The 20,795-nt window shown below is 72.0% G+C and carries 21 protein-coding genes; 9 read left to right on the top strand and 12 right to left on the bottom strand.

Going from position 1 to position 20,795, the window contains the following annotated elements:
- Positions 1-186 precede the first annotated feature (186 nt).
- On the top strand, positions 187-780 hold the full coding sequence (locus tag BM419_RS13350) for a GNAT family N-acetyltransferase (RefSeq protein WP_091926724.1): 594 nt from the start codon (positions 187-189) through the stop codon (positions 778-780).
- A gap of 8 nt (positions 781-788) precedes the next feature.
- On the opposite strand, the gene BM419_RS13345 is transcribed toward BM419_RS13350, so the two are convergent.
- Both BM419_RS13345 and BM419_RS13340 read right to left on the bottom strand, forming a co-directional pair.
- A complete protein-coding gene (locus tag BM419_RS13345; RefSeq protein ID WP_091926723.1) occupies positions 789-1,550 on the bottom strand; it encodes a ComF family protein in 762 nt (253 codons plus the stop codon).
- Positions 1,551-1,578: 28 nt separating this feature from the next.
- A complete protein-coding gene (locus BM419_RS13340) occupies positions 1,579-1,824 on the bottom strand; it encodes a hypothetical protein (RefSeq protein WP_020092126.1) in 246 nt (81 codons plus the stop codon).
- Between the two features lie 149 nt (positions 1,825-1,973).
- On the opposite strand from BM419_RS13340, the gene BM419_RS13335 reads away from it, so the two are divergent.
- Both BM419_RS13335 and BM419_RS13330 read left to right on the top strand, forming a co-directional pair.
- The gene (locus BM419_RS13335) at positions 1,974-2,864 is read left to right on the top strand and encodes a methyltransferase domain-containing protein (RefSeq protein ID WP_091926722.1); all 891 of its coding nucleotides are present in this window, start codon (positions 1,974-1,976) and stop codon (positions 2,862-2,864) included.
- Positions 2,861-3,223 (top strand): DUF427 domain-containing protein, encoded by a 363-nt coding sequence (locus BM419_RS13330; protein ID WP_091926721.1) that lies wholly within the window; start codon positions 2,861-2,863, stop codon positions 3,221-3,223. Before BM419_RS13335 ends, BM419_RS13330 begins: the two co-directional genes overlap by 4 nt.
- An 18-nt stretch (positions 3,224-3,241) precedes the next feature.
- Here BM419_RS13330 and BM419_RS13325 read toward each other — a convergent pair whose 3' ends face one another.
- Both BM419_RS13325 and BM419_RS13320 read right to left on the bottom strand, forming a co-directional pair.
- Positions 3,242-4,753, bottom strand: a complete 1,512-nt coding sequence (locus BM419_RS13325; protein ID WP_091926720.1) for a DUF6880 family protein — start codon at positions 4,751-4,753, stop codon at positions 3,242-3,244.
- Positions 4,754-4,805: 52 nt separating this feature from the next.
- Complete coding sequence (locus tag BM419_RS13320; protein WP_020092122.1) at positions 4,806-5,045, bottom strand: hypothetical protein; 240 nt, start codon at positions 5,043-5,045, stop codon at positions 4,806-4,808.
- 137 nt (positions 5,046-5,182) lie between these two features.
- Between BM419_RS13320 and BM419_RS13315 the strand changes: the two genes are divergently transcribed.
- Positions 5,183-5,434 carry a hypothetical protein gene (locus BM419_RS13315; protein WP_042672450.1) on the top strand — a complete coding sequence of 84 codons (252 nt, stop codon included), beginning with the start codon at positions 5,183-5,185 and terminating at the stop codon, positions 5,432-5,434.
- A 6-nt stretch (positions 5,435-5,440) separates the two neighbouring features.
- Here the strand turns inward: BM419_RS13315 and fabI are convergent, their stop codons facing one another.
- From fabI to fabA, 3 genes are all read right to left on the bottom strand, one after another.
- Positions 5,441-6,271, bottom strand: a complete 831-nt coding sequence (gene fabI, locus BM419_RS13310; RefSeq protein WP_091926719.1) for an enoyl-ACP reductase FabI — start codon at positions 6,269-6,271, stop codon at positions 5,441-5,443.
- 367 nt (positions 6,272-6,638) lie between these two features.
- Positions 6,639-7,865 carry a beta-ketoacyl-ACP synthase I gene (gene fabB, locus BM419_RS13300; RefSeq protein ID WP_056528916.1) on the bottom strand — a complete coding sequence of 409 codons (1,227 nt, stop codon included), beginning with the start codon at positions 7,863-7,865 and terminating at the stop codon, positions 6,639-6,641.
- Positions 7,866-8,005: 140 nt separating this feature from the next.
- Positions 8,006-8,542, bottom strand: coding sequence for a 3-hydroxyacyl-[acyl-carrier-protein] dehydratase FabA (gene fabA / locus BM419_RS13295; protein WP_020092118.1), 537 nt, complete (start codon positions 8,540-8,542; stop codon positions 8,006-8,008).
- A gap of 215 nt (positions 8,543-8,757) precedes the next feature.
- Between fabA and irr the strand changes: the two genes are divergently transcribed.
- A complete protein-coding gene (gene irr / locus BM419_RS13290; RefSeq protein ID WP_012319639.1) occupies positions 8,758-9,273 on the top strand; it encodes a Fur family transcriptional regulator Irr in 516 nt (171 codons plus the stop codon).
- 143 nt (positions 9,274-9,416) lie between these two features.
- Here irr and BM419_RS13285 read toward each other — a convergent pair whose 3' ends face one another.
- Positions 9,417-9,980, bottom strand: a complete 564-nt coding sequence (locus BM419_RS13285; protein ID WP_020092117.1) for an SH3 domain-containing protein — start codon at positions 9,978-9,980, stop codon at positions 9,417-9,419.
- A gap of 271 nt (positions 9,981-10,251) precedes the next feature.
- Here BM419_RS13285 and BM419_RS13280 point away from each other — a divergent pair, with 271 nt between their 5' ends.
- Positions 10,252-11,250 carry a 2-hydroxyacid dehydrogenase gene (locus tag BM419_RS13280; RefSeq protein WP_020092116.1) on the top strand — a complete coding sequence of 333 codons (999 nt, stop codon included), beginning with the start codon at positions 10,252-10,254 and terminating at the stop codon, positions 11,248-11,250.
- A gap of 32 nt (positions 11,251-11,282) precedes the next feature.
- Here the strand turns inward: BM419_RS13280 and BM419_RS13275 are convergent, their stop codons facing one another.
- Complete coding sequence (locus tag BM419_RS13275; protein ID WP_056528908.1) at positions 11,283-11,909, bottom strand: Crp/Fnr family transcriptional regulator; 627 nt, start codon at positions 11,907-11,909, stop codon at positions 11,283-11,285.
- 87 nt (positions 11,910-11,996) lie between these two features.
- Positions 11,997-13,307 carry a flavin monoamine oxidase family protein gene (locus tag BM419_RS13270; RefSeq protein WP_091926718.1) on the bottom strand — a complete coding sequence of 437 codons (1,311 nt, stop codon included), beginning with the start codon at positions 13,305-13,307 and terminating at the stop codon, positions 11,997-11,999.
- Positions 13,308-13,486: 179 nt separating this feature from the next.
- On the opposite strand from BM419_RS13270, the gene BM419_RS13265 reads away from it, so the two are divergent.
- The 3 genes from BM419_RS13265 (at position 13,487) to BM419_RS13255 (ending at position 18,842) form a co-directional block, all read left to right on the top strand.
- On the top strand, positions 13,487-14,188 hold the full coding sequence (locus BM419_RS13265) for a sulfate transporter family protein (RefSeq protein WP_091926717.1): 702 nt from the start codon (positions 13,487-13,489) through the stop codon (positions 14,186-14,188).
- Positions 14,189-14,289: 101 nt separating this feature from the next.
- The gene (locus tag BM419_RS13260; RefSeq protein WP_091926716.1) at positions 14,290-15,564 is read left to right on the top strand and encodes an efflux RND transporter periplasmic adaptor subunit; all 1,275 of its coding nucleotides are present in this window, start codon (positions 14,290-14,292) and stop codon (positions 15,562-15,564) included.
- Positions 15,565-16,118: 554 nt separating this feature from the next.
- Positions 16,119-18,842, top strand: coding sequence for an EAL domain-containing protein (locus BM419_RS13255; RefSeq protein ID WP_244540763.1), 2,724 nt, complete (start codon positions 16,119-16,121; stop codon positions 18,840-18,842).
- Positions 18,843-18,929: 87 nt separating this feature from the next.
- Here the strand turns inward: BM419_RS13255 and BM419_RS13250 are convergent, their stop codons facing one another.
- Entirely contained in the window at positions 18,930-20,312 is a 1,383-nt protein-coding gene (locus BM419_RS13250; RefSeq protein WP_020092110.1) for a class II 3-deoxy-7-phosphoheptulonate synthase, read from the bottom strand.
- 127 nt (positions 20,313-20,439) lie between these two features.
- Complete coding sequence (locus BM419_RS13245; RefSeq protein ID WP_020092109.1) at positions 20,440-20,757, bottom strand: RNA polymerase sigma factor region1.1 domain-containing protein; 318 nt, start codon at positions 20,755-20,757, stop codon at positions 20,440-20,442.
- Between the last annotated feature and the right edge of the window lie 38 nt (positions 20,758-20,795).

Below are 20,795 nucleotides of genomic sequence, written 5' to 3'. Positions count from 1 at the left end.
GAGGCGTCCCATCGAGGCGTCCCATCGAAGCCTCCCATCGGTCCCGCGCATGGCAGGCCCGCGGCCGGCCGGCCCCGCACTCTGCTGCATTGCACAATGAATTCGGGGATGCGACATCCCGGCGGTCTCTTGGGAGGAGCGTCCGGATCACCCCGCGCGGTAGCGCGCACGAACCGGAGCTTCATCATGGCGGTACAAGCCCTCGATGGGCCGACCCACACCATCCGGCGTCTCTGGCCGGCGGACCGCGCGGCGGTCCTCGACTATTTCCTGCGGCTGGATCCGGAGACCCGGGCGAGCCGCTTCATGGGCAATGTCAGCGAGGCCGGAGTCCGGGCCTACGCGGCGCAGGCGCAGACCGCGGAGGGCGTGATGTACGGCGCCTTCGTGGGCGGCGTGCTGCGCGGTCTCGCCGAGCTGCGGCCGATGGGGCCGGGCGCGTCCCGCTACGCCCTGGGGCCGCACGCTGAGGCGGCCTTCGCGGTCGAGCAGACCTTCCGCCGCAAGGGGATCGGGGCCGCCCTGTTCGCCCGGATCGCCCGCGCGGCGCGGCATCGCGGCGTCAAGGATCTCCACGTCCGCTGCCTGTCGGGAAACGGGCCCATGCTGCGGCTCGCGGCCAAGCACGGGGCGGCCCTCCAGCACGAGGGGCGCGAGACCGAGGGCGCCCTGCACCTCGCGCGTCCGACGCCGTTCTCGCTCTGGTACGAGGGGATCGCGGAGGCGTTCGACTTCACCCTGGCGGCGGGCTTCCCGGAGCGGGTGCAGGCCGGGCGCTGAAGGCAGGCTCAGCCGGCGATGTCGCCGACGAGGGCGAAGGTCAGGAGATCCACGGACGTCGCCCCGCCGCGCAGGAGCGCGCGGGCGGCGGCGTTGCCGGTGGCGCCGGTGGTCATGACGTCGTCCACGAGGAGGACCCGGCGGCCGCGGACGCGGTGCTGCTCGGCGGAAGCGACCCGGAAGGCGCCGCTCAGGTTCTCGGCCCGCGCCGCGCGGCTCAGGCCGACCTGGGATCGCGTGGCCCGCACGCGCACGAGGGCCGTGGCGACGCACGGCCGCCCCGCCGCATCCGCAATCGCCCGCGCCAGCAGGGCGGACTGGTTGAAGCGCCGCCGCCACAGGCGTCCGCGATGGAGCGGTACCGGCACGAGGCACTCGGCCTCGGCGATCAGGGTCCGGCCGCTCGCGGCCATCATCCGGGCCATCACGCCGGCGAGATCGAGCCGGTCCTCGTACTTCAGGCGATGGACGAGCCGCCGCGCCACGGAATCGTAGAGGGCGACCGCCCGGGCGCGGCCGAAGACCGGCGGTTCCGCGATGGCCCGGGGCGACACCAGCGGGCCGACCCCGAGGTCGAGCGCGAAGGGCGTACCGTAGCGCTGGCACACCGGTTCCTCGATCAGGCTCAGGCTCGACCAGCAGGACGGACAGAGGGCGCCCGGGTCGGCGGTGGCGCCGCCGCAGCCAGCGCAGGTGGGCGGGTAGATCAGGGAGACGACCCCGCGCGGCAGACCGCGCAGGGCCGTGGCGACGGCCTGGAAGGCCGTCATGCGCGCGACGCGCTCCCGCAGACCCGGCTTACTGGGCCGAGACGGGGCGCGCCTGCGGCGCCATCTGCTGCCGCTCGACCTGACGGTCGCGAGCGTTGGCGCGGTGGCGGCCGATGGCGCAGCCGGCCGCGGCGCCGACGAGGCCGTGATGGCCGGCGTAGTGACCCGCGATGCCGCCGACGATGGCGCCCTTGATGCAGCCCTTCGCCTCGGCGCCGCCCGCGGCGGCCAGGGTGGTGAGGGCCACGGCGGCCCCGACGAGCATGCGCTTCATGATGTGTGCTCCCTGAGGAATCTCGGCCGTTGGGCCGGTTGCAGCAGGAACAGCGACGCTCCCGAGTCGTTCCAGCATCCTAGCGCAGCTCACGAGACCGTGCGCGGCGACGGTGGCGCGACGCGACCGCAGATGCCATCTGCCCCCCGATGAATGCTCCCGCCGCCCTGTTCGACACGCGCCTCGCCCGCCGCCGCCTCGCCCGTGCCGGGCGCCTCGGCTACCCGGGCTTCCTCCTCGACCGCCTCGCCGAGGATCTCGACGACCGGCTCGGCGCCGTCCTGCGCAGCTTCGTCTCTGTTCTCGACCTTGCCACGCCGCGTCCCGTGGCGACCCGGCTGCTCGCCGCCCGCTATCCGGCGGCGCGGCATGTCCGCCTCGCGGCCCTGCCGGAGCCGGGCGGCGACCTGATCGTCGGAGATCCCGAAGCGCTGCCGCTGGCGACCGGGAGCCTGGACCTCGCCGTGTCGCTGCTGGCCCTCCACGCCGTGAACGACCTCCCCGGCACGCTGATCCAGCTGCGCCGCGCCCTCCGTCCGGATGGGCTGTTCGTCGGCTGCCTGCTCGGCGGCGCGACGCTGACGGAGCTGCGCCAGAGCTTCGCCCAGGCCGAGAGCGAGGTCGAGGGTGGGGTCAGCCCCCGCGTGGCGCCCTTCGCGGCGGTGCGCGAGGCCGGCGGCCTGCTGCAGCGGGCGGGCTTCGCGCTGCCGGTGGCCGATACCGACACGCTGACGGTCCGCTACGCCGACCCGTTCGGCCTGATGCGCGACCTGCGGGCCATGGGCATGACCAACGTGCTCACCGAGCGGCGGCGGACGCCGCTGCGGCGGGCGACGTTGCTGCGCATGGCCGAGATCTACGCCGAGAGATTCTCGGACCCGGACGGTCGCGTGCGGGCGACCTTCGAGGTGCTGTGGCTCTCGGGCTGGGCGCCGCACGAGACCCAGCAGAAGCCCCTGCGGCCCGGGACCGCGAAGACGCGCCTCGCCGACGCGCTCGGGACCGTCGAGCTGAAGCCCGAGGGAGGGAACACGCCATGAAGCTGTTCGGACCGGACCACCCGATCACCGTCGAGCCCGAGTCCCGCCGCGTCCGCGTCGTCGTGGCGGGCGCCGCGGTCGCCGAGACCCGGAACGCCCTGCGGCTGCAGGAGGCTCAGTACCCACCGGTCTTCTACGTGCCGCGAAGCGACATCCGCGCCGATTGTTTCGTCGCCTCGGCGCGGACGAGCCACTGCCCGTACAAGGGCGACGCCCACTATTTCGACCTCGTCGTCGACGGCGATCGGCGCCCCGACGCGGTCTGGAGCTACGGCGACCCGTACCCGGCCGTCGCGGCGATCCGCGACCACGTGGCTTTCTACCCGGACCGGGTCGACGCCATCGTGCTGGAGGACTGAACCGGCCGCGCGCCCGGTTCAGTCGCGCACGAGGCTCCAGAACCCGTGCTTGCGGCCGTGCGCCCGCCGCAAAGCAGCGCGGTAGGCCTGCGGATCCGGATCGACGTCGCCGGTCGCGATGCGCCCCGCCAGGGCGTCGAGCTCCGCGAGGTAGCGCGCGCCGTGCGGGTAGGCGGCGCTGCGGCCGGTCTCGAGGATCGAGTCGAGGAGCCGGCGATACAGGATCGTCGCGGCCCGGGGGTGATCCTGCGCCAGCGCCTCGGCGACCGGCGCCAGCACCGCGTACTGGTCGCCCTGCCAGGTCTCAGGCCGCGCGACGACCAGCGCGGCCGCACGGCGGAGATCCGGCCAGGCCGCCAGGAAGGCGAGCGCCCGGTGCGGCTGCGGGAAGGCCTCGGCGTGGTCGAGGGCGCGCAGGAGCGCCTCCTCGTCGTCGAAGTCCGGGAGCTTGGCGAGGAAGGCCCGCAGCATCGGCGCGTCGAGTTCGCGCTCGAACCGCCCCCAGCGCAGGGCCTGGGCCTCCTCACCTCGGCCGAGCGCGTCGAGGATCTCGATCTCCAGGGCCTGTCGCTCCCGTTCCGGTCCGCGCAGGTCGAAGCCGGCGATCAGGTCGGCCCGCGTGGCGATGCGCAGGCCCGGGTCCTGCATGCGCCGGATCCAGTCCAGCGCCTCGGTGGCGCGCCCGGCGTCGAGGAGCCGCCGGGCGATCGCCACGCGGTTCTCCCGCCCCGGCAAGGTCGCCCGCTCCAGGGCGATGAAGGTGTCGGTGTCGCCGCGCCGGTCGGCGACGGCCTGGCGCAGGCGCAGGATCTGGATCCGGGCCGCCTGCCGGTGATGGGTCGCGTCGCGGCGGGGATCCCCACCCTGCGGCAGCGCCGCCTCGGCGGCGGCGAGCCGGTCGTCGATCTCCGCGAGGGATGGCTCGGGCAGCGCCGGGATCATCTCGCCGAGGATGGTTCCGAGAGGGCCGAACGGATCCGCCGCGAACGGCTCGACGAGGCGCGCCGCTACCCGGACGGCGTCCTCCGGCGGCAGGGCGCCGGCGATCTCCACGAAGGCCGCTGAGGCGCGGTCGAACACGCCCTGCACGGCGCCGGTGCTGTCGTCCACGCGGTTCAGGACCGCGTCGGCGCCGTCGAGGAAGCGCCGGAGCCGGTCGAGCGCGGCCCCCGGATCGAGGGGCCGCAGCTCGTTGAGGATCACCGTCACGGTCGTGTTGAGGTCGGCCGCGAAGGTCCGGCGCTTCTGCCAGTCGATGTAGCCCTGGGCGCCCTCGAGGGCCGTCAGCCGCCGGTCGACGATCGCCGCGACGGCCTCGGGGCCCTGGAGCGAGGCGAGCGCGGCGCTCACCAGCTTCTTGAAGGCCGGGTTGCGCCCGGTCTCGCCGAGGATCAGCGCGATCAGCCGGTCCGGGCCGAGCGCCGCCAGCGTCTCCGGCGACGGGGTCGTCCGCCGCGCGCCCTTCGGCAGGGCGGGCGTCCTGCGACCGGCCGGCGCCGCGGCCGGGGTTACGCGCCGCGCACGCGCCACGAGATTTCCCGCCGTTGCGGACGATCGCGCATATTCGTCCCGTCCGCCGCGGCTACTCCACGACCCGGGCGCGGGGCCGGTCGCTGCCCTGCGCGGTCTCGTCGTGCCAGCCGCCGGCCTGATCCTGGTAGCGGATCCCCTCGGTCGACCCGGGGACCTGCTGTTCCGCCGCCGCGGCCTGCGCCGCCTGCAGCGCCTCCTCGCGGCTCGGGAACGTCTCGGAAAACACGTCGCCAACCTTGTAGGCGAAGCCGCCGTCGTGCTCGACGATGCGATAGGTTACCTCGGACATCACGCCTCCTGTACGCGCCCTCATCGTTGACCGCGAACCCGCCGGACGCGCCGGGGTTCCAGGCGACGGGGACTCGGCCTCCGATCCGCCGGAAAGTGGCCCTAACCCGGCCCGGTCCCGGCACGCAGACGACGACGATGCAGCTTCGCCCGATCCTCGCCCTCGCCCTTCTCCTGGTCGCCCGACCCGCGAGCGCCGAGGAGGGCTTCCTCGACAAGCTGTTCGGCGGCTCCGGGCGCGGGGCGCCGCCGAACCCCTTCGCGTCGAACTATCCCTCGGCGCCGCCGACCGCGGAGGAGGCGCGCGCCGCCCGGGAGCGGCGCTCGGTCCGCGGCGAGCGCGGTTCGCCGGCCGGTCCCCTGCCCCCGGGGCGTATCCCGGAGGAGTGAGGCGCCTCAGGCGTCCCCGACGACGCCGGCCTCGTCCTGCGCCTGCAGCACGTCCGGGCGCGGCATCGAGATGATGTTGTAGCCGGCATCGACGAAGTGGACCTCGCCGGTGACGCCGCCCGAGAGCGGCGACAGCAGGTAGAGGGCCGAACCGCCGACATCCTCCAGGCTGACCGTGCGCCGCAGGGGCGCGTGCGCCCGCTGGTGGTTGAACATCAGTCGCGCGTCGGCGATCCCGGCCCCGGCCAGCGTCCGCATCGGACCGGCGGAGAGCGCGTTGACCCGGATCCCGTCCGGGCCCAGGTCGCTCGCTAGGTAGCGCACCGAGGCCTCGAGCGCCGCCTTGGCGACGCCCATGACGTTGTAGTTCGGCATGACCCGGGTCGCGCCGCCGTAGGTCAGGGTCAGCAGCGAGCCGCCCTGGTTCATCCGCTTGGCCGCGCGCTGCGCGATCTCGGTGAACGAGAAGCACGAGATCGTCATCGTGCGCACGAAATTCTCGCGCGTCGTCACGTCGACGTAGCGGCCCTTGAGCTGCGCCTTGTCGGAGAAGCCGATGGCGTGGACCACGAAGTCGAGGCCGCCATCGAATCGGGCGTCCAGGGCCTCGAAGGTCGCGTCGACCGAGGCCAGATCCTCGACGTCGCAGGGCAGGACGATGTCCGAATCGAGCTTGGCGGCGAGGGGCGCCACCCGGCGGCCCAGGGCCTCGCCCTGGTACGTGAAGGCCAGTCGCGCGCCCTGGGCGTGCAGCGCCTTGGCGATCCCCCAGGCGATCGAGTGATCGTTCGCGACGCCCATGATCAGGCCGCGCTTGCCCGCCATCAAACCCGTCATGCCGACTCACATCCTGACCGAGCACGCCGGACCCGCGAAGCGGGCCCGGACCGGGGTCGCGACGAGCGAACCGCGGCAGGCTGCCTTAACGCGGCTCGCGCCGCGTTCCAAACGCAGCGGTGTCCTGCAACGGGCAAAAAAAAGCCCCGCCGGCGGGCGGGGCGATGGTGGCGCGGCGGCCGGGCTCAGAAATGCCCGTCCGTGTGGGAATCCGCTTCTTCCAGTGCGGCCTGCTTCGCGTAGATCGCCGCGACACCGGCGATCATGAGGCCACCCAATGTTCCGAAGATGAAAGTCCCCATCGCCACCACCAGATCTCAACAGCGGGTAAACGCCGGCCTGTGGCCGGCGGTTCCGCGCCGGGCGATCAGGCGTCGACGTGCTTCAGGACCAGGGTGGCGTTGGTGCCGCCGAAGCCGAAGGAATTGGTCAGCACGTGGCCGAGCTGCGCGTTGTCCCGGCGCTGCTGCAGGATCGGCATGTCCGCGAAGGCCGGGTCGAGCGTGTCGATGTGCGCGCTCTCGCAGATGAAGCCGTTGTTCATCATCAGCAGGCTGTAGATCGCCTCCTGCACGCCGGTGGCGCCCAGGGAATGGCCGGTCAGCGACTTGGTGGCCGAGATCGGCGGGCAATCCTCGCCGCGGCCGAACACCTCGCGGATCGCCTCGATCTCCTTGTCGTCGCCGACCGGCGTCGATGTGGCGTGCGGGTTGATGTAGTCGATCCGCGCGCCCTTCAGCCCGTCCAGCGCCTGGCGCATGCAGCGCACGGCGCCCTCGCCCGACGGCGCGACCATGTCGTGGCCGTCCGAGGTGGCGCCGTAGCCCGCGACCTCGCCGTAGATCCGGGCGCCGCGCGCCTTGGCGTGCTCCAGCTCCTCGAGGACCAGCACGCCCGCACCGCCCGCGATGACGAACCCGTCGCGGTTGGCGTCGTAGGCGCGGGAGGCACGGGACGGCGTGTCGTTGTACTTCGACGACATGGCGCCCATGGCGTCGAACAGCACCGAGAGAGTCCAGTCGAGATCCTCGCAGCCGCCCGCGAAGATGATGTCCTGCCGGCCGCCCTGGATGATCTCGGCGGCGTTGCCGATGCAGTGATTCGAGGTCGCGCAGGCGGAGGAGATCGAGTAGTTCACGCCGCGGATCTTGAACCACGTCGCGAGCGTCGCCGAGGCGGTCGACGACATCGCCTTCGGCACGGCGAACGGGCCGATGCGCTTGGGACCCTTGTCCCGCGCGATGCCGGCGGCCTCGACGATCACGCGGGTCGAGGGACCGCCCGAGCCCATGATGATGCCGGTGCGCTCGTTCGAGATGTCGCCCTGATCCAGGCCGGCATCCTGGATCGCCTGATCCATGGCGACGTGGTTCCAGGCGGTCCCGCCGCCGTGGAAGCGCATCGCGCGCCGGTCCACCACGCCCTCGGGATCGAGGGTGGGCGCGCCGGAGACCTGGCTGCGGAAGCCGTGCTCGGCGTAGCTGGCGTCGCGCGCGATGCCCGAGCGGGCCTCGCGCAGGGAGGCGAGCACCTCCTGCGTGTTGTTGCCGATGGACGAGACGATGCCCATCCCGGTGATGACGACACGGCGCATGATGGTGACACTACCTCCGTCGCGGTCCCGGTCGCCCGGGCCGCGTCACGGTCAGCTAAGGTGACGCGGACACAATCTCAACCGCCGAGACCGTCCGGCGTTGCGGCCAAGCCGCGAACCCGACGCGCGGCGGCTGCGGCTCAGCTCTGGAACAGGCCGACCCGCATGTCTTGGACCTGATAGACGCGCTCGCCGTCAGCCTCGAGCCAGCCGTCGCCGATGCCGAGCACGAGCTTGCCCTGACGGACCCGCTTCACGTCGACATTGTAGACGACCTTCTTGATCGTCGGCAGCACCTGGCCGGCGAGCTTCACCTCGCCGACGCCCAGGGCGCGGCCGCGGCCCGGCGAGCCCAGCCAGCCGAGATGGAAGCCCAGCATCTGCCAGAGGGCGTCGAGGCCGAGGCAGCCCGGCATAACCGGGTCGCCCTGGAAATGGCAGGGGAAGAACCAGAGGTCCGGCCGGATGTCGAGCTCGGCCGTCACGTGCCCCTTGCCGTGGGCGCCGCCCTCGGTCCCGATGGACGTGATCCGGTCGAACATCAGCATCGGCGGCAGCGGCAACTGCGCGTTGCCGGATCCGAAGAGTTCGCCGCGCCCGCAGGCCAGAAGATCCTCGTAGGAATAGTGCGACCGGCGGTTCGCACCCTGCGCTTGTGTCTCGGCGTCTGGCGGCATTGCGTTGGCTGTTTCCTCGGATGTGCGCGATCTTCGCGTCGCGGGCGACTATACTCGGCCCATCGGCTGGCGCGCGGGTTAGCACGGGGCGCCGCGCCTTCAAAGCCTGCAGCCGCGGGTATGCGGCAACGCTCGGGTTGCGACTGTCCGACCACTTCAATATACTGAGGAGACATCCGTTCCTTCAGGCCCCTCGTCGAGCGTTCAGTCCAGCGATGTCCGAACCGGTGCCATTCCAGGCCGTCTTCAACGGCCGGGTCCCCGCCCCCCAGTTGGAGGCCAACGGGACTCCGCGCCGCGGCTGTCCGCTGTCCGACCTGCGCGACCGTCTGCGTCGGGCCGGCCTGCGCCCGACGCGGCAGCGCCTGTCCCTGGGCTGGCTGCTCTTCGGCCGCGGCGACCGCCACCTGACGGCGGAGATGCTGTACGACGAGGCGATGCGCGCCAAGGTGCCGGTCTCGCTGGCGACCGTCTACAACACGCTGCACCAGTTCACCGAGGCCGGGCTCCTGCGCCAGCTCGCGCTCGACGGGTCGAAGGCCTATTTCGACACGAACCCGACCGAGCACCACCATTTCTACCTGGAGGACGAGAGCCAGGTGATCGACATGCCGGATTGCGGCATCACGGTCGATTCGCTGCCCGAGGCGCCTGAGGGCATGGAGATCGCCGGGGTCGAGGTGATCGTGCGCCTGCGCCGCAGCCGTCCGGCGGGCCGCCGCCAGGGCTGAGGCCCGGGTCCAACTCAGTACGCGAGCGACGCGAGGCCCGGCATCGTCCGGGCCTTCGCTTTTTCGGGCTGCCGGCGTGCCGGGAGCTGGCGCGCCGCCGCCGCCCGGAATGACGGACGGGCGCCGTCGGGGCGCCCGGACCGCTATTCCACGACCTCGTTCGGGTAGACGCCCCACAGGCGATTCTGGCGAATGTAGCCGTCGACGTCCCGCTTGTTGGGAAGCGCGACGATCATGCGGCACCACGTGCCGGTGCAGCTCTTGACGCTGCCGATCACGCCGGTCTGGAGCTTGGCCTCGTCGTCGGCGCCGTCGTCGGCCTTGGCCCGCAGCGACACGGCCGCCTTCTCGACACCCTTGTCGGGGCCGGCGTTCACGATGGCGGTGCGGCGCCCGGACAGCAGCGAGTGCAGCACCCAGCCCTCGGTGCCCTCCGAATCGCGGATCCTGCGCCAGGTTTCGAACTCGCCCACGATCTCGACCGGCAGGCCGGCCCGCTGGAACACCCAGAGCGTCCTGTGATCCTTCGAGGGGCCTTCGCGGAGGTTGACGCGATCGGTCTTCAGGCTCGCGTAGCGCGGCAGCGGCAGCTTGGTCACCGGCCCGACCCCGGCCTCGGGGCCGGTCGGCGGCGCCGCGCGGGCACCGGTCGCGAGGCCGCCGGCCAGCACCGCCGCGACGGCGAGGCTGAGGCATGACACGCGCATGGTCGTCTCCCTATCCAGACGTGGCGTTGCTGGGCGCCGGACATGTCGAAAGCGGGGCCGGTTCGACACGCGGACCGGTCCGCATCCGATTGTGTTCCGGCCCACCTCTGGTAGAGAGGCCGATGGGTCGGAACGGGCTCCGGAACCGGCGCCCCGTGACCGATCCTGTCTGGCCGAGTTCGGTTAACGGACGCTTGCGGGACGCGGTCCGGGCGGGAGCCGCCGGGCGCGAGCCGCAATCAAGGCCGCTGGGCTGACGGGGGAGAGAGACGTGTCGAAGCGCAAGCCGCTGGTGGTCGTGACGCGGCGCCTGCCGGATGCCGTCGAGACGCGGATGCGCGAACTGTTCGACGTCCGGCTCAATTCCGAGGACGCGCCGATGGCGCCGGACGCGATGGCGTCGGCCCTGCGCGAGGCCGACGTGCTCGTCCCCACCGTGACCGACGAGATCGATGCCGGGCTGATCGCCCAGGCCGGCCCGAACCTCCGCCTGATCGCCAATTTCGGCAACGGCGTCGACCATATCGACGTGGCGGCGGCGCTGGAGCGCGGCATCACGGTCACCAACACGCCCGGCGTGCTGACCGAGGACACCGCCGACATGACCATGGCGTTGATCCTCGCGGTGGCCCGCCGGGTCACCGAGGGCGCGCGGATTATCCCGGACGACGAGTGGACCACGGGCTGGTCGCCGACCTGGATGCTCGGCCGGCGCATCACCGGCAAGCGCCTCGGCATCGTCGGCATGGGCCGGATCGGCCAGGCGCTCGCCAAGCGCGCCCGCGCCTTCGGCCTGCAGGTGCACTACCACAACCGCCGCCGGGTGCCGGCCGCCATCGAGAGCGCGCTGGACGCGACCTACTGGGAATCCCTCGACCAGATGCTGGCGCGCGTCGACATCGTGTCGGTGAACTGCCCGCACACGCCCGCCACGTACCATCTGCTCTCGGCGCGGCGCCTCAAGCTGCTCAAGCCCGAGGCGATCGTGGTCAACACGGCCCGCGGCGAGGTGATCGACGAGAACGCCCTGGCGCGCCTGATCGAGGGCGGGGAGGTCTCGGCGGCCGGCCTCGACGTGTTCGAGCAGGAGCCCGCCGTCAGCCCGCGCCTCGTCAAGCTCGCCCGCCAGGGCAAGGTCGTCCTCCTGCCCCACATGGGCTCGGCGACCTACGAGAGCCGCACCGACATGGGCGAGAAGGTCATCATCAACATCAAGACCTTCATGGACGGACACCGGCCGCCGGACCGCATCCTGCCGAGCATGCTCTGAGCGGCGATCTCTGAGCCGCGGACGGCGGCGCCTCACAGGGCGTCGCCGGCCACCGCCTGGGGCTTGGACATGCCCTGCACACCCTGGAAGAGCCGCTCGCTGGTCAGCTTGAGGAAGTAGAACCCGAATTCGGGGTTCTGGTAGTAGAGCTGCTTCACGTCCGAGTAGGACACGCACAGCGCGTGTCCCGCCTCGACGCAGACCAGCGAGGCGGTGCGGGCGTTGCCGGGCGACAGGAGCCCGAGCTCGCCGACGATCCCGCCCTGGCGCACCTCGAGGTCGACCTCCGGGATCCGGAACACGCCGCTCTCGATGTAGTACATCTCGGTGGCGAGATCCCCCTTGCGGAACACCACCTCGCCGATGCCGAACGGGCGTCGGGAGCCGAAGGGTCGGAGCCATTCCAGGGACAGGTCGTTCTCGGCGGCCGTCTCCACGTCCCGGACGAGGCGCAGCATCTGCCAGAGCCGGTAGGCGTTGAACGGCATCTGGATCAATTCGGTCAGCACCACCGGCATGCTGCCGATCATGATGCCGTAGGTGATCACGGCGCAGCTCGCGCAGAGCGAGATGATCCGCAGCGGGATCATCGTGCTCATGGCCGTCGCCGTGATGGTCAGCGCCGTCCCGAGATAGCCGATGCCCTCGACCCAATCCATCGCCGCCCCCTGTCGCGTTTCGGCCGGGGGATGCCTGTCTTGACCGGCCGCGGCAAGCGTTCCGGCAGGTTCCGCGCCGCGCGCGCTTCAGCCTATGCCGGCCCGGATACGCTCGCCGGCGCCCGTCTGTACGACAACGGACACGGCCTCGGCGGCCCGGACGCCTTCCGCGTAGGCGCCCCCGACCGTGCCCCACTGCTCCCGGGACAGCGCCTCGCCGGCGAACCAGACGGTGTCGGCGACGGCGGCGCGGAGGGCCTGTCGCGCCGGCGCGTGGCCCGGCGGGACCACGGCCCACGAGCCGCGCGACCACTGGTCGTGGCGCCACGCGCTCACCGCGGGGATCGTCAGGTCGCGCAGCCGCGCCCGGCCGAAATGCTCGCCCAGGACCGCGCGGACGTGGCGGCGCACGCCGTCCGCGCCGGATCCTGCCGCGTCGATCGCCGCCGCCTCGTGCAGGTCGAGTTCGTAGTAGTGGAACGGCGTGTCGTCGATGCGGGTGAGGAGGCCCGGCGGGGCGCGCCGCCCGCCGTGGATCGCCGCCAGCCGGTCGCGGCCGCGGAACGGGCTCGATGGCCAGTGAAGCACCGCGTGCTCGTAGATGCCGGTGGTGAAGCCGTCGATGGCGGCGCGGACCGCGTTCGGCAGCGGCGGCGTGAAGGTCGGCCCGTCCCGGAGCACCATCATCGGCACCGTCACGATCACCGCGCGGGCGGCGTAGACGGTCCCATCCGCGCCGGTCGCGCGGACGCGGCCGCCCGACCAGTCGATCCGGGTCACCGGCGACGCGAGCGCCACCGGCAGGCCGTCAGCCAGTCGGGCGACGTAGCTGCCGTAGCCGTCGGCCAGGAAGTAGTTGTCGCCGTACTCCATGCTGGGGAAGTCGTGGAGCGAGACCGCCTCCAGCGGTCGGCCCGCGACGAGGCCGTGGACCTGCGCGACCCGGTCGCCCCAGGCACCGAGCCCGGGCGGCAGCGCGCTGGCGGCCGGCCGGTCGGGGCCGGGCCGCGCGGCGCCACGGGTCATGGCGCGGTCCGCGCGGTCGAAGGCGCGCGCGTTGGCCCGGACGTCGTCGGCGCGGCCCGGCCGGCCCCGGACCCAGACGTGGCTCTCCTGCGCGGCCCGGCGGAGCCGCTCGCCGCGCGCCCGGCCGAGCGTCACGAGGGGATTGATCGGCCCGGCATGGAGCCAGTGGGCCCCGAGATCGAGGGCGTGGCCGCGCAGGGTCACCGTCAGGGCGCGGCCGCCGACGCGCTCCCGCGCCTCCAGCACCGCGACGGACACGCCCCGGGCCGCGAGCGTCCGGGCCGCGCCGATGCCGGCGGCGCCCGCGCCGATCACCAGCACCTCGGGCTTCTCGGGTAGAGGCGCGAGGCGCGGCCTGTAGGTGGGCCGCACGACCGGTTCGCTCCACCGGTGATCGGGCGCCCGCGGCGCCGAGACCTGTCCTGTCGTGTCCTGCACGCGTGCTCCCCGCACCCTGCCGCCCCTGCGACGGAGCCCGATCTTGCACCGGTCGCCGCACCGCTCCACAACGCGCCAGCGCCGCTTCCGGCGCAGGCCGGAATTCTCGCCCGATGCTCGTCGAGTCCGCCGCGGCGGCTTTGCGCCAGACCTTCTCGCCGCCGCTGCGCGCGATCCTGTGGAAGTCCCTCGGCCTGACGGTCGGGCTCCTGCTCCTGATCTGGCTCGGCCTGACCCGGCTGATCCAGGCCTTCCAGGCGAGCCACCACATCTCCGCCCAGTACCCGATCCTCGACAGCCTCGCCTACTACCTCGCGGGTTTCGGTCTGGTCGTGGCCCTCGCCTACCTGATGCCGGCGGTCTCGATCCTGGTGGCAGGCTTCTTCCTCGACGACGCGGCCGAGATCGTCGAGCGCACCGATTTCCCGAACGAGCCGCCCGGACGCGCCATGCCGTTCGGGACCGCCATGCTCTACGCCCTGCGCTTCGCCGGCGTGACGCTGCTGGTGAACCTCGCGGCCCTGGTGATCTTCTTCGTCCCTTTCATTGGGATCGCGGCCTTCTTCGCCGCCAACGCCTACCTGCTGTCCCGCGAGTACTTCGAGATGGCGGCGGCCCGGTTCCGCCCCCTTCCCGAGGCCGCCGAGATGCGCCGCGCCTTCTCGGCCCGGACGCTCGGCGCCGGTTGCCTGCTGGCCGGCCTGATGATCGTCCCAGTTCTCAACCTGCTGACGCCCCTCTTCGGCATCGCCCTGATGGTCCACCTGCACAAGCGCCTCAGCCGGCGCCTGCTGGTGGCCGGGCCGGCGCGTTAGGCCGGCGCGCCGATGCGGCCAATGCACACGCTGGCGGGCCGGGCCGCCGGCCGCTACCCTCACCGTGACCCGGCCGGATGTCCGGGGCGGAGAGCCGATCGATGAAGGCGCACGACGCGGGCTCGGACGTCCCTCCGCCGCCCGGCAAGGGCCCGTTCCTGCTGGTCGGCCTCGCCGGACTCGGCCTGCTCGCCTGGGGTGCCTACGGTCACTGGCAGCGCGACGTGGAGGCGACCGCGACGCTGGAGCGGATCAAGACCCTCGTGCCGCAGGTGCGCACCGTGGCCGCCGCGCGGGCCGAGGGCCCCCTCGATCTCGTACTTCCCGGCGAGATCCAGGCCTTCACCACGGCGGCGATCGCCGCGCGCGCCACTGGCTACATCGCGGAGCGCCGGGTCGATATCGGATCCCGGGTCAAGGCGGGCGACCTCCTCCTGCGCATCGCCGCACCGGATCTCGACCAGCAGCTCGCGCAGGCCGAGGCGCAGGTCGGCCAGCTGAAGGCGCAGCTGCTCCAGGCGCAGGCGCAGGTCGAGCAGGCCCGCGCGAACGTGAACCTCGCCAACCTCACCAACAACCGCACCAGCACCCTGGCCGTGCAGGGCTGGGCCTCGCGGCAGAACGCCGACAACACCAAGGCGGGCGTGCTGAGCCAAGCCGCCGCGCTCGCCGCCGCCGAGGCCGGCGTGAAGGTCGCCACCGCCAACATCAAGGCGCAGGAGGCCGTGGTCGACCGCCTGAAAGCGCTCACCGCCTTCGAGCGTGTCGTGGCGCCGTTCGACGGGGTCGTGACCGTGCGCAACGTCGATGTCGGCGACCTCGTCCGTGCCGACAACGGGGGCACGCCGCTGCTGACCATGGACCAGGACAGCCTGCTGCGCATCACCGTCAACGTGCCGCAGAAGGATGCCGTCGGCGTCAAACCCGGGGTGCGGGCCGAGATCACCGTGCCGCAGATGCCGGGGCGGCGCTTCGAAGGCTACGTGGAGCGCAGCTCCGTCGCGCTGAACGCGGCGTCGCGCACGCTGACCACCCAGGTGGACGTCCCCAACGCTGACCGGGCGCTGCGGGCCGGGCTGTACGCCTACGTCACTCTCAAGATCCCCCGGGCCGAGCCCGGCGTGTCGATCCCCGCCGAGGCGACGGTGTTCGACGGCAACGACCTCAGGGTCGCCACCCTCAGCGACGACGACCGGGTGACGTGGCGGACGATCCGCGTCCGGCGCGATCTCGGGCGCACGCTGGAGCTCGACTCGGGGCTGCCCGCCGACAGCCGGATCATCTACAGCCCCGCCCCGGATCTGCGGGACGGCCAGTCGGTCGAGCCCCTGAAGTCACCGCCTCCGCCCGGGCCGCTCCGCTCGGCGCAGCGGTGAACGCGGGAAACACTCGACCGCGGGAATCATTCGGGCGCGCCGGCCGCGGACCGCGTCGCGACGGCGCGGCCGGCGCGCGGATACGGCCTCTGAGCTGTCGGAAACCGGTCGGTATATCGGTGCCGCGCTGGCGACATGAGCATCGCGCCGGTCGGATCCGTTGCTCAAATGCGCGCCACTCGTAATGAAAGGTTGCGTTCAATCGACGGGATCCGCTCGCCGGCAGAAGTGCGGTGCCGAAGATTTCACCGATCGTGCGGTCGACTGTGCACGATCCGCCGATTGCTCCGTGACGGTCGCGCGCAGCTGATCCGTGATCTGAGACAAGCCAGCTAATTGCCTCTTAACAAGTGACATTTATCGCTGGCCGGACGTGTGACCCAGCGACCTGTGCGATGCGAGATCCCGAGACACCGACGGCGTGCGCGGACCGAGCCGGGCACACCCGCGCGGCCGCGACGCGGACGGGCCGTATCACGTCGATTCGCGCCGCGGTCAGCGTCGCCTTCCTCTGTGTCGGTCTTCTCCTGGGCGCGCTCGCGCTCTCGGCTGGCTTGGCGATCACGCAGGTCGGGACGCTCGTCACACGGACCTACGACGAATCCCTGACCTCGATCAGCTTCGCCCGCGCGGTGGCGGCCGACTTCGCGAAGATGCGCGCTGCCCTCGTCCGGCGGATGCAGACCGGCGACGCTGCCGAGGTGGCGAAGCGGGATGCGGACATCACCGACCTCTCGGCGATCCTGGCCGAGGATCTCACCATCGCGGCCGAGCGGGCCCAGTCCGAGCGGGCGGCGCGGACGGCCGAGGCCGTCCAGACCAGCGTGGCGTCCTGGGAGAGCCTGCGCCGCGCTTTCGATCCCGTGACGGTGCGGCCGGATCAGAAGGCGTCTCTCGAACGGCAGGCCGACGCAATCGAAGGCCAGATCGATCTCCTGATCAACGTCATGGCCGGCGACGGCTTCACCTTTCGACAGGCTGCGCGGCAGCGCGTGCGGGGCTTCGTCCGGTGGCACGCCATCGCGGCGGCCCTCGTGATCATCGCCTGCGGGCTGATCGCCTGGCTGCTCACCCGCCACATCGGCGGATCGGTCGGCGCTGCGGCCGAGGCGGCCGAACGGATCGCGGGCGGCCAGCGCGACGATCGGATTCCCACCGGCGGCCGCGACCGGTTGTGCCGGCTGCTGAACGCCGTCGCGGCGATGCGGTCGACCATCCGGGCTCTCACGCTCCGCGAGGGCAGCCAGCGCCGGGGCACCGAGACGCAGGTGACGGACGCGCTGCAGACAGCACGGGAAGGCGTCGTCGTGGTCGATGCCGACGGCCGGATCACCCTGGCCAACGCGCAGGCCCTGCGCTTCTTCGACGGGCTCGACGCTGCCATCGGGGCCGGTCTGTCGCTGACGAAGGTTGCGCACGAGCCGCAGGACTACCGCTCGGATGTCCCGGAGGATCGCTTCGGAGCCCTGGCCCGGGACGGCGACGTCCGGTTGGCCGACGGCCGCTGGCTGCGGGTGAGCCGCACCGCGACCCGGCAGGGCGGCTTCATCGCGGTGTGCAGCGATATCAGCCTGCTCAAGGAGCAGGCGCATTTCCTGACCCGGACCAACCTGCGCCTCGATGCGGCCCTCGACACCATGTCCCAGGGGCTCTGCCTGTACGACGCGCAGCATCGGTTGATGGTGGTCAACCGGCGCTACGGCGAGATCTACGGCCTGCCGCCTGGCACGGTCGTACCCGGCATGACGGCCCTCGAGGTCCTGAGCGCCAGTCTCGCGGCCGGCAACCATCCCGGCTGCGATCTCGAAGCGCTGCTGCGCCAGCAGCGGGACGCCTTCAGCAACGGCGTTTGGCAGACGCATTTCCAGGAGCTGAGCAACGGCCGCATCGTCGCCATCGACCGGCGCGAGGCCGCCGATGGCGGCTTCGTGGCCACCTACGAGGACGTCACGGAGCGCCGCCGGGCCGAGGCCCGCATCGCCTTCCTGGCGCATCACGACCTGCTGACCGGCCTGCCCAACCGGGTGGCGGTGGGGCAGCAGATCGACGTGGCCGTGGCGCAGGCCGGGCGCGACCAGGGCTTCGCGGTCTTCGCCATCGACCTCGACGACTTCCGGCCGGTCAACGAGACCCTGGGCCACGGGATCGGCGACGAGCTGCTCGTCGCGGTCGCGAATCGGCTCACCGCCTGCGTGCGCGAGATCGACTGCGTCGCGCGCCTCGGAGCCGACGAGTTCATCGTGGTCCAGCGCGGCGTCGACCGGCCCGAGGACGCCGCCATCCTCGCCCGGCGCATCATCGAGGTCGTCGGCGCGCCCTACAGCCTCACCCACCACACGATCTGCGTCGGGCTCACCATCGGCATCACCCTCGCCCCGAGCGACGGGTCCGACGCGGACAAGCTCCTGAAGAACGCCGAGGTCGCCCTCGACCGGGGCAAGGCCGAGGCGCGGGGCGCGTTCCGCTTCTTCGAGCCGGCCATGGACGCCCGCCTCATGGCCCGGCGGATCATGGAGCGCGACCTGCGTGACGCCCTCGCCCGGGAGGCGTTCGAGGTCTACTACCAGCCGATCTACAGCCTCGAGACGGACCGAATCTGCGGCTTCGAGGCGCTGCTGCGCTGGAACCACGCGGTCCGCGGCTCCGTCTCGCCGGCCGAATTCATCCCGATCGCCGAGGAGCTCGGGCTGATCGTGCCGCTCGGCGAGTGGGTGCTGCGCCGCGCCTGCGAGGAGGCCGCCCGCTGGCCGGACGAGCTCAAGGTCGCCGTCAACGTCTCGGCCGTGCAGTTCACCTCGGCGAGTCTCGTCACCGCCGTGCGCGAGGCGCTGCGGCGGACCGGGTTGCCGGGCCGGCGCCTGGAGCTGGAGATCACCGAGACGGTCCTGGTGGCCAATCCTGGTGCGACGACGGCGATCCTGCATAGCCTGCGCGCGCTGGGCGTGCGCGTGGCGATGGACGATTTCGGCACCGGCTACTCGTCGCTCAGCTACCTGCGCTCCTTCCCGTTCGACAAGATCAAGATCGACCAGTCCTTCGTGCGCGACCTGTGCGTGAAGGACGGGACCGATTTCATCGTTCGGGCGGTGATCGGCCTCGGTGCCAGCCTCGGCATGACGACGACCGCCGAGGGCGTCGAGACGGAGGCGCAACTCGCGCAACTGCGCGCCGAGGGCTGCGACGAGGTCCAGGGCTACCTGTTCAGCCGCGCCGTCCCCGTCTCGGAGGTCGCCTCGGTCATCCGCCGCTGGAACGGCACGCTCCGGGCGATCGCCTGACCATCGCGGTGTCCGGCGGTGCGCGCCGCCCCCGCGAGGGGACAGCGCGCGTCGTTGGCCGGTCGGATGACCGGTCGGAGATCCGCCCTACTCGGCCGCGTCGAGGCGCGGGCGCTCGATGTGGCTGCGCTCGGCCTTGACCAGCTCGGCCGTGCGGAACGCCACCTCCAGCGCCTGCTCCGCGTTGAGACGCGGGTCGCAGTAGGTGTGGTAGCGATCCTGCAGGTCGTCCGCCGTCAGGGCCCGGGCGCCGCCCGTGCACTCGGTCACGTCCTTGCCGGTCATCTCCAGGTGGATCCCGCCCGCGAAGGTGCCCTCGGCGCGGTGGACGCCGAAGAAGCCCTCGATCTCCTGCATCACCCGCTCGAACGGCCGGGTCTTGTAGCGGCCGGCCGGGATCGTGTTGCCGTGCATCGGATCGCAGATCCACACGACCGAGCGCCCTTCCCGCTCGACCGCCCGGATCAGCGCCGGCAGGTGGTCGCCGACCTTGTCGGCGCCGAAGCGGCAGATCAGGCTGAGGCGCCCCGGCTCGTTCTCCGGGTTAAGCAGGTCGATGAGCCGGATCAGGCCCTCCGCCTTCATGGACGGGCCGCACTTGAGGCCGATCGGGTTCTTGATGCCGCGGGCGTACTCGACGTGGGCGTGGTCCGGCTGCCGGGTCCGGTCGCCGATCCACAGCATGTGGCCGGAGGTCGCGTACCAGTCGCCGGTCGTCGAATCGACGCGGGTCAGCGCCTCCTCGTAGCCGAGCAGCAGGGCCTCGTGACTGGTGTAGAAGTCGGTGGTCCGCACCTCCGGATGGGTCTCCGGATTGATGCCGATCGCCCGCATGAAGTCGAGCGCGTCGGTCATGCGGCCGGCCACGTCCTGGTAACGCGAGGATTGCGGCGAATCCTTCACGAAGCCCAGCATCCAGCGATGCGCATTCTCGAGGTTCGCGTAACCGCCGGTTGCGAAGGCGCGCAGCAGGTTCAGCGTCGCGGCCGATTGCCGGTACGCCTCGAGCTGGCGGCGCGGATCCGGCACCCGCGACTCCTCGGTGAAGCCGATGCCGTTGATGATGTCGCCCCGGTAGCTCGGCAGGCTCACGCCCTCGAGGGTCTCGGTCGGCGACGAGCGCGGCTTGGCGAACTGCCCGGCGATGCGCCCGACCTTCACCACGGGCGAACCGCCCGCGAAGGTCAGCACCATCGCCATCTGCAGGAACACCCGGAAGAAGTCGCGGATGTTGTCGGCAGAGTGCTCGTCGAAGCTCTCGGCGCAGTCGCCGCCCTGGAGCAGGAAGGCCTGGCCCGCGGCGACGCGCCCGAGCGCGGCCTTCAGCTTGCGGGCCTCACCGGCAAAGACAAGCGGCGGAAAGCTCGCGATCTGCGACTCGACGGCACCGAGGCTGGCGGCGTCCGGATAGGTGGGGACCTGCTCGATCGGCAGATGTCTCCAGCTCTTCGGTGTCCAACGCTCGCCCATGGTCTCTCTCCGCGCACCTCTTCGTGCGATCGCGCCTACGCGCGAAGCGCGGCTTATAGAGAGGTTCCTCTACACTGGCGAGTGCCGTGAACCGGGGGGCAGGCGCGTCCCGGATTCAGGTCTCGGATCAGGCCTCGCCGTCCTCGACCTCGATCCCGTGCTCGGCCAGAATCCAGAAGATCGCCTCCAGATCCTCGGCCGAGACGTCCCGAGGCGGCAGTGCCTCCTCCAGGTCGTCGTAGGTCAGGTTGCGGCTGCGCTGCGCCTCAGCCTTGGCGAGGAGGCGGTCGATCGCATGCCGGATGTCCGGGGAGAGGGCCTCGTGGCTCGGCGGCCGGTGGAAGGCCGGCCGCAGGGCGTCCTCCAGCAGGCCGTCGATGATCGCCTGCCGCCGCGCGTGCGCGTCGTCCTCGCGTCGTCCCTTGCCGGTGCCCTGCTTGCCCATGACCCTGATATGGCTCGGTCGCGCACCGCGTCGAGCCC

Source organism: Methylobacterium sp. yr668, assembly GCF_900116245.1.
In the GTDB taxonomy this organism is placed as follows: domain Bacteria; phylum Pseudomonadota; class Alphaproteobacteria; order Rhizobiales; family Beijerinckiaceae; genus Methylobacterium.
Note: the sequence above shows the minus strand (reverse complement) of the source record. Positions and strands in the feature narration are given on the sequence as shown.